Source organism: Sphingomonas sp. ABOLH, assembly GCF_003951715.1.
GTDB lineage: Bacteria > Pseudomonadota > Alphaproteobacteria > Sphingomonadales > Sphingomonadaceae > Sphingomonas > Sphingomonas hankookensis_A.
In genome coordinates, this window is the sequence record NZ_QQWV01000047.1 from 21,372 (window position 1) to 29,341 (window position 7,970).

A 7,970-nucleotide genomic window follows, 5' to 3' on the forward strand; every position below is an offset into this window, starting at 1 on the left:
GATGCGCCTGCCCTTCTCGCTGGCCGACTGGCTGGTCATCGCCGCCTATCTGGTGCTGCTGGTCGCCGGGGGGTGGATCTTCACCCCCCGCAATACCGCGTCGGCGCATGATTATTTCCTGGCCGGCGGCAATGTGCCGGCATGGCTGGCGGCGGTGTCGGTGCTGTCGGCGACCCAGTCAGCGGCGACGTTTCTGGGCGGTCCGGATTATGGCTATGGCGCGGACCTCACCTATCTGACCGGCAATCTGGGCGGGTTGCTGGGCGCGATGTTCGTCGCGCATGTGATGATCCCGCGCTTCTACGCCATCCGCGCGACCACGGCGTACGAACTGCTGACGATGCGCTTCGGCATCCGTGCGACCCGCTGGGCGGGGGGCATGTTCCTCGTCGGGCGGGTCTTTGCAGGCGGTGCGCGGGTGTATCTGGCGGCGATCGCCCTCGCCATGGTCATCACCGGATCGGTCGATGCGACCGGCATATTGATTGCCGCCGCGCTGCTGGTGGTCGCCAGCGTGTTGTTTACCTTCATCGGCGGGCTGAAGTCGGTGCTGTGGAACGACCTGATCCAGTTCGTCGTATATCTGGGGTCGGCGATCGCGGTACTGGTGTTCCTGCGCCTGTCGATCCCGGCGTCGAACGAAGCGATCATCGACGCGCTGCGCAATGCCCCCGGCGGGGTCGACAAGCTGCGGCTGTTCGATGTTTCGACGGATTTGTCGCGGCCCTTCTCGCTGCTGGCGATCGTGACCGGGATCACCCTGCTCTACATCGCCAATGCCGGGATGGATCAGGACACGACCCAGCGGCTGCTGGCGTGCAAGGATGCGAAGACCGGCGCGCGCGGCCTGTACCTGTCGGTATTCGCGACGATCCCGACAGTCGGGCTGTTCATCGTCATCGGATTGTTACTGCACGTCTTCTATAACCGCCCCGACCTGATGGGCGGTGCCGCGGCGACCGCCGGGCAGGCATTCGGGGGCGAGAAGATCAGCATCTTCATGCACTATATCCTGACCCAGTTGCCAGGTGGCCTGCGCGGGCTGGTGACGATCGGGATCTGCGCGGCGGCGGTGGCGACGACCAATTCGGCGCTCAACGCCATGTCGTCGGTGCTGGTGCAGGACTTCTATCGCCCGTGGCGCGAGCGGCGCGGCACGGTGGCGGAGAGCCATTTCGTGAGTGCGGGGCGCGCCGGCATGGGCGTGATCGGTCTCGCCATGCTCGCGATGGCGGTCGCGTCTTATTACTGGCAACGGCATAGCAACATGGGGCTGCTGGAGTTCGCGCTGCAGGTGATGGTGTTCACCTATGCCGGGCTGCTGGGTGTGTACTTCACCGCGTTGTTCACCACTCGGGGTACAACGAACTCCGTGGTCGCGGCTTTGCTCATCGGCTTTGCGGTGATCGTGCTGTTGCAGCCGGGCATCGCCCGCGTGCTCGGCCTTCCCGGAGCGCTCACCGGTCTCGCCTTTCCCTTTCAGCTGTGCATCGGCACCTTCGTCGCGTTCCTCGTCTGCGCCGCTCCGGCGGGGGCGGCGGGGCGCGGCCAACCGGACGGACTTTCCGCATGAATACCGAAACGCTTGATCCTCGCTATCAGGGCGTCGAACGCTGGCCGACGCAGTGCGCCGTCGAGGCGATGCTGGAGGGACAGATGGCGGCGATCGCCGCGCTCCAGACGCAGACCACCGCCATCGCCGCCGCTGCGGACGCCGCTGCGGCGCGGTTGGAGAGCGGCGGGCGGCTGGTGTTCGTCGGCGCGGGTACGTCCGGCCGGCTGGCGGTGCAGGACGGGACCGAGCTGCATCCGACCTTCGGCTGGCCGGGCGAGCGGACGCTGTTCCTGATGGCCGGGGGCGCGGACGCGCTGACCAAGGCACGCGAGGGGGCGGAGGATGATGCCGATGCGGCGCGCGCCGAGGTTGCCGCTGCCGGAGTGGGTGCGCAGGACGTGATGATCGGTGTGGCGGCGAGCGGGCGGACGCCGTTCACGGTCGCGGCGATCGAAGCGGCGCGGGCGGCAGGCGCGCTGACCATCGGTATCGCCAACAATGCGGCAACGCCGCTGGTAGACGCCGCCGAGCATGTTGTAGTCGCGTCGACCGGGAGCGAGATCGTCGCCGGATCGACCCGGATGAAGGCCGGCACCGCGCAGAAGGCCGCGCTGAACCTGTTGTCGACCACGATCATGATCCGGTTGGGCCTCGTCTATGACGGTCGCATGGTGGCGATGCGGGTGTCGAACGCGAAGCTGCTGCGCCGCGCGCGGGCAATGGTGCAGGACCTGACCGGGGTCGCGCCGGATGCCGCCGCCGAAGCGCTGGAACGCGGCGACAATGATATCCGCCGCGCGGTGCTGATCGCGCGCGGCATGACGCCGGAGGACGCGGCGGCATTGCTCGACCGGCATCACGGACGGCTAGATGCCGCGATTGCGGCAGGCAATTGATGCGCGAAATCGCCTGGCCCAGCGGCGACAAGGACACGCCGCTCTATCTCCAGCTCGCGCGCAGCCTGCGCAACCATATCAGCGATGGCGGGATCGTTCCGGGCGGCGCCCTCCCCTCCGAACGCGACCTAAGCGAGATGGCCGGACTCTCCCGCGTCACGGTGCGCAAGGGCATCCAGCAGCTGATCGACGAGGGCATCGTCGTGCGCAAACAGGGGTCGGGGACCTTCGTCGCCCCCCGGATCGAGGCGCGCGGCGCACGGCTGACCAGCTTCAGCGACGATGCCCGGTCGCGTGGCGAAGCGCCGGGCGTGGTGTGGATCTACAAAAGCTATGCCCTGCCGACCGAGGAGGAGGCCCATGCGCTGGCGGTCGCGCCCGATACTCGCGTCGCACGGCTGGGCCGGGTGCGGCTGTCGGGCGGCGATCCGCTGGCGATCGAACATGCGGTGGTGCCGGCCGAATTCATGCCGGACCTCGCCCAGTTGCAGGACTCGCTCTACGAAGCGCTAGAGGCGCACGGCTTCCGCCCGGTCGGCGGCACGCAGCGGGTGCGCGCATCGCTCGCCACCGCGACCGAGGCCGGCATCCTGTCGATCGAGCAGCAGTCGGAGGTGCTGCGCATCGAACGTTGTACCCGGCTGTCCGACGGGCGGATCGTCGAGTTCACCCGGTCGGTCTATCGCGGCGACCGCTATGAATTCGTGACCGAGCTGAACGAGGTTTAGGGCGCGGGGTCGATCACCAGCAACAGGCGGCGCTCGCCGGTGGTCAGGATCGGCGGGGAACGGTGAACGATCGGCGCGTCGGGCGCCCAAGTCTTGCCCTTGAACATCCCGACATCGCCGGTGGAAAGCGACCGGACGACCAAGCTGTCGACCGCCGCCCCCTCGCCCAGCGCTGCTGCGTCGGCAGCTGTAAGCCACTGGGTTCCCGGCCCGACATAGGTGCAGATCAACCGGGCGGTTACATAATCGGCGTGGAACCGGCGGCACGCGTCGGTTTCCACCACGTCCAACCGGATCGATACCCGGGTCACGCCGACGATCGTCGCGAGGGCCGAAGCGAGCGTTGCGACGTCGGCCGCGAGCAGACGGGCGATCGCCGTCGGATAACCCGCCGTCGCGAGTTCGTCGGGCAACGTCGTGGCGATCTCCTCGACCGGCTGCACCATTGCTACGTCATCGACCGCGTCCAATATGACTTCGGCGATGGCGACATCTGGATACGATCGACGCCATATCGCCAGATTGACGTCCGCCGATCGGATGCAGCGCAACGCATCGATCCCGTCACCGATCCGGACGTGCGACGGCAACGCCGCGCTTGCACTCCCCATGCCGTCTTCGGGCGAAACACTCGACCGATCAGCGAGCATTGATTGGTTATGTAATAACATACCTTGTGCATACGCTCTCGCCTTGCGCTGGTCCATGCCAAAATCGGCTGCGCAAAGGGCGACTGACATTCGCAAACTGCATGATGTCTCGGGATGTCCTCCGCAAAAGATCGAACGCGGCCTTTGATCGCGCTGGTTCTACTGGTCACATTCGGCCGTCCGCGCCTAGACTGATCCGATGCAGCGGCTCGCCATCGCCATTGCCGGATGCGGCCCGGCCGGTCTCGCCGCCGCGCTGCTGCTGCACCGCGACGGTCATCGCATCACGCTGTTCGAACGGTTCGATGCGCCGCGCCCGGTCGGGTCGGGGCTGATGATCCAGCCAACCGGCTTTGCGGTGTTGCGGGAACTGGGACTGGCCGACGATTTGCTCGACCATGGCGCGCGGGTCGATCGTTTGCATGGCGAGGCGGGAAGCAGCGGGCGGATCGTCCTCGACGTGCGCTATGCGGCGCTTGGGCGACGCGCGGGGTTCGGCATCGGCGTGCGTCGCGCGGCGTTGTTCTCGCTTCTGCATCGCGCCGTCGCGGTTGAAGGGATCGCCATTGAAACCGGCTGCGCGGTGACGGGTAGCGAGGCGACCGCCGGCGGGCAGCGCATCCTGCTGCTGCAAGGCGGACGCCGTGCCGGGCCGTTCGACCTGATCGTCGACGCCCTCGGCACGCGCACGCCGCTCGCGCCACCCTGCGGTCGGGAACTGGCCTATGGCGCCTTGTGGGGCACGCTCGATTGGCCGGACGCCGCCGGGTTCGATCCCACCGCGCTGGAGCAGCGCTATCGCCGGGCCAGCGTGATGGTCGGCGTGCTGCCGGTCGGCCGTCTCCCGGGCACTAGCCGGCAGCAGGCGGCGTTGTTCTGGTCGTTGCGGGCCGACCGGCTGGCGGAATGGCACAGTGCCGGACTCGAGGCGTGGAAAGCCGACGTCGCGACGCTCTGGCCCGCGACGCAGGCGTTGCTCGACCAGATCCGATCCGCCGATCAGTTGACCTTCGCCCGCTACGCGCATCGCACGCTGGCGACGCCGGCCGAGACCGGCATGATCCATATCGGCGACGCATGGCATTCGGCCAGCCCGCAGCTGGGACAGGGCGCCAATATGGCGTTGCTTGACGCCTATGCGCTCGCCCTCGCCCTGCGGCGATCACCGGATGTCGCTACCGCACTCACGCAGGCGGTCGTGATGCGGCAGCGGCATGTCCGGGTGTATCAGGCGCTGACCGCGCTGTTCACCCCGGTCTATCAGTCCGACAGCCGGCTGCTCCCCTTCCTGCGCGACCGGATCGTCGGCCCACTGTCGAAGCTGTGGCCGGCGACCCGTATCCAGGCGGCGATGGTCAGCGGCCTGATCGGCGATCCGCTCGGGCCGCTGTTCGGCGATCAGAAATCGACATTGGCCGACAGCCAGAGCCGTCGCCCCTCCTGATTGATCGCATAGGCCGGGGTGAACACGGTGTTGGCACCGCTGCGATAGGGTTCGTACACGGCATAATCGGTATCGAGGATGTTGTAGATCGCCGCCGATAGACGGAAGGTGTCGGTTACCTGATAGCTGCCGCCGACATGGAACAGCTCGTAGCCGCGGAAATCGCCGATCGCGCGCTGCTGTTCGTTGTTGCCGCGATAACGGCTGGAGCGGACTTCGGCGCGCGTCCACAGATTCGCCTTTTCCCCCAGCTTCCAGCGCAGATTGCCGTTGAGCATATGCCGCGGAATACCAATCAGCGGCAGGCCCCGGTCGGCACCGCTCAGCTGTTCGGTTTCGGTATAGGTATAGTTGGTGGTGAGCGATACGGCGGGGCTGAAGGCGAATGTGCCCGCCGCTTCGACGCCGCGTGCGCGGGCCTTGTCGATGTTGATCGACTGCGCGAACAGGTCGACCGCCGGGAACGGCCCCACGTCCAGACAGCCCGGCCGGTTCGGATTGCCGGCGAACTGGCAATTGGGGATGCCCGGTCCGGCGGCGATCTTGTCGGTGAAGTCGTTGTTGAACAGCATGACGTTGCCGCTGAACCAGCCATCGGCGTCGTAATAGACACCGGCTTCGTAGCTGGTGCTGGTTTCGGGAATGAGGTTCGGCGTGCCCAGCAACGGGGTGCGCCCCTGATTGCCGAAGCCGATGATCCCCTCGGCAATCTGTTCGACGCGCGGGGTCTTGAACCCGCGACTGACGCCGCCCTTCACGGTCAGCGCGTCGGTGACGTTCCACACCGCATAGGCACGCGGCGACCATTTATTGCCGAAGGTCGAATGATCGTCATAGCGCACGCCGCCGGTCAGGTTGAAGCCTTCAGCGAGGGTCAGCGTCGCTTCGGCAAAGCCCGCCCATTGGGTGAAGGTGAACGGTTCGGGCGCGACCCCCTCCACCATGCGGGCATGCCAATATTGGCCGCCGAGGGTGAAGGCGAGCGGCCCCTGCCGTCCGGCAAAGCGGGAATCGATAATGTCGTTGCGCGCCTCCAGCGTGCGCGGACTGCCCGCCACCTTGCCCGGTGTGCCACGCGGGATCAGGCGACCGATCGTCGCGGTTTCGTTGCGGGTCAGCGTCGTGTCGAGCGTACCCAGGCCACTGCGCCAGCTATGCGCGACGACATAGTTGGACCGGTTGAACTGCAATTCCGGTGCATAGCCGCCCGACCCCAGCGTGCCGAGCCGCCCTTCGCTATTGTCATAGGCCTGAGTGTTGCGATCCGCCTCGATCCAAAGATCATGATCCGCATGCGGGGTCAGCGACAGGCGGGCGCCGTAATTGTAGATATCGGCGCGCACCGGATTGCGGCCGAGGGTCAGCGCGGGATCGCCGGGGATCGGGATGTCCGATCCTTCGCGGTGGAACAGGCTGCCCCACAGCGTCAGGCCAATCAGGTCGCGGACCACCGGCCCCTGTGCGAAGCCGTTCACCGACTGGATATTGCCGAACCGGTCGTCCCCTTGGATCGTGCTTTCGGCGGTCGCCGTTCCGACCCAGCGGTTCCCGACCTTGCGGGTAATGATGTTGACGACCCCGCCCATCGCGTCGGACCCATACAGCGTCGACATCGGTCCGCGCACGACCTCGATCCGGTCGATCGCCGAGAAGGGCGGCAGGAAGCTGGTCGTGGTTTCGCCGAAGCCGTTGGGCGTGACGCCACCCGGCGGGTTCTGTCGCCGACCATCGAGCAGGATCAGCGTATAGTCGCTCGGCATCCCGCGGATCGAGATGTTCATCCCGCCGGTCTTGCCCGCCTCCCCGCCGACATCGATGCCCTGCACGTCCTGCAACGCCTCGGCGAGACTGCCGAAGCGCTTTGCCTCAAGGTTCGCGCGGTCGAGCACGCTGATGCTGGCCGGTGCCTCGATGATGCGCTGCTCATACCCAGAGGCGGTGACGACGATGTCGGGGGCCGCCACATCCTCGCTATCGCTCGCCCCGGCCTGCGTCTGCGCGACGGCTGGCGCGAGTGTCAGCGCCCAAGCCAACGCCCCTGCCGATACCCTGCGGCCCAATCCGATTGCCATGAAACCCCCTTATTACTCTTGCGAGTGATTAGCATTTGCGGGGCAGGTGCAATATCGGACGTCGGGGCGTCAACCCGATTGGGCAGAGACAAGAAATGTAACGTTCCGGAAAGATAACGAGCCGGTCAGGCGACCTTGACCGCAGCCATTAGCGGTGCGGCGCGCTTGATCGTCTTCATGCAAATGGTCGACGCAAAGCGCTGAACGCCGGGAAGCCGGCTCAGTTCGCTACGCAACAGTCCGTCCAGCGTCTCGACGTCGCGGGTGATGACATGGAGCAAATAGTCGCCGTCACCAGCGACCGTATAGCAGTCGAGTATGGCCGCATGGTCGAGCACGGCGGCTTCGAACGCGGCATGATGGGCGAAGTCGACCGATACCTCGACAAAGGCGCTAAGCCGCAAGCCGATGGCGTGCGGATCTATCGTGGCGCGATAGCCGGTGATGACCCGACGCTGTTCGAGCGACTGGACGCGGTTCCAGCACGGCGTTTTCGACTGTGGATCGGCGTGGAAAAGGGACCCCGGTAGCGGGGTGATCGGCGTCGAAAAGGGACCCCTCATCCCGTTGGTCTAGGCTGTTCGCTTGGCGGTGTGTCAGGCGGCGAGATCGGGATGCTGGTATT

The 7,970-nt window shown here is 66.4% G+C and carries 7 protein-coding genes; 4 read left to right on the forward strand and 3 right to left on the reverse strand.

The window, feature by feature from the left end; translation table 11 throughout:
* Position 1: 1 nt before the first annotated feature.
* From CA237_RS16560 to CA237_RS16570, 3 genes are read left to right on the forward strand one after another with little or no spacing between them, the layout of a single operon-like run.
* A complete protein-coding gene (locus CA237_RS16560) occupies positions 2–1,573 on the forward strand; it encodes a sodium:solute symporter (protein ID WP_066689739.1) in 1,572 nt (523 codons plus the stop codon).
* On the forward strand, positions 1,570–2,451 hold the full coding sequence (locus CA237_RS16565) for an N-acetylmuramic acid 6-phosphate etherase (protein WP_066689740.1): 882 nt from the start codon (positions 1,570–1,572) through the stop codon (positions 2,449–2,451). The genes CA237_RS16560 and CA237_RS16565 overlap by 4 nt, the downstream gene beginning before the upstream one ends.
* A complete protein-coding gene (locus tag CA237_RS16570) occupies positions 2,451–3,179 on the forward strand; it encodes a GntR family transcriptional regulator (RefSeq protein ID WP_066689741.1) in 729 nt (242 codons plus the stop codon). Before CA237_RS16565 ends, CA237_RS16570 begins: the two co-directional genes overlap by 1 nt.
* Here the strand turns inward: CA237_RS16570 and CA237_RS16575 are convergent.
* Complete coding sequence (locus CA237_RS16575; protein ID WP_164523911.1) at positions 3,176–3,790, reverse strand: DUF1826 domain-containing protein; 615 nt, start codon at positions 3,788–3,790, stop codon at positions 3,176–3,178. The genes CA237_RS16570 and CA237_RS16575 overlap by 4 nt on opposite strands.
* A 238-nt stretch (positions 3,791–4,028) precedes the next feature.
* Between CA237_RS16575 and CA237_RS16580 the strand changes: the two genes are divergently transcribed.
* The gene (locus CA237_RS16580; protein WP_126014889.1) at positions 4,029–5,273 is read left to right on the forward strand and encodes an NAD(P)/FAD-dependent oxidoreductase; all 1,245 of its coding nucleotides are present in this window, start codon (positions 4,029–4,031) and stop codon (positions 5,271–5,273) included.
* Here the strand turns inward: CA237_RS16580 and CA237_RS16585 are convergent.
* Together CA237_RS16585 and CA237_RS16590 are read right to left on the reverse strand one after the other, a co-directional pair.
* Positions 5,228–7,345 (reverse strand): TonB-dependent receptor, encoded by a 2,118-nt coding sequence (locus CA237_RS16585; RefSeq protein ID WP_126014891.1) that lies wholly within the window; start codon positions 7,343–7,345, stop codon positions 5,228–5,230. The two genes, CA237_RS16580 and CA237_RS16585, sit on opposite strands and share 46 nt — an antisense overlap.
* A gap of 125 nt (positions 7,346–7,470) precedes the next feature.
* A complete protein-coding gene (locus CA237_RS16590; protein WP_126014893.1) occupies positions 7,471–7,908 on the reverse strand; it encodes an Lrp/AsnC family transcriptional regulator in 438 nt (145 codons plus the stop codon).
* Positions 7,909–7,970 lie beyond the last annotated feature (62 nt).

Coding starts and splice junctions, on each gene's coding strand:
- CA237_RS16580 (WP_126014889.1), top strand. CDS start 4,029: ATGCAGCGGCTCGCCATCGCCATTGCCGGATGCGGCCCGGCCGGTCTC.
- CA237_RS16585 (WP_126014891.1), bottom strand. CDS start 7,345: ATGGCAATCGGATTGGGCCGCAGGGTATCGGCAGGGGCGTTGGCTTGG.
- CA237_RS16590 (WP_126014893.1), bottom strand. CDS start 7,908: ATGAGGGGTCCCTTTTCGACGCCGATCACCCCGCTACCGGGGTCCCTT.
- CA237_RS16560 (WP_066689739.1), top strand. CDS start 2: ATGCGCCTGCCCTTCTCGCTGGCCGACTGGCTGGTCATCGCCGCCTAT.
- CA237_RS16565 (WP_066689740.1), top strand. CDS start 1,570: ATGAATACCGAAACGCTTGATCCTCGCTATCAGGGCGTCGAACGCTGG.
- CA237_RS16570 (WP_066689741.1), top strand. CDS start 2,451: ATGCGCGAAATCGCCTGGCCCAGCGGCGACAAGGACACGCCGCTCTAT.
- CA237_RS16575 (WP_164523911.1), bottom strand. CDS start 3,790: ATGGGGAGTGCAAGCGCGGCGTTGCCGTCGCACGTCCGGATCGGTGAC.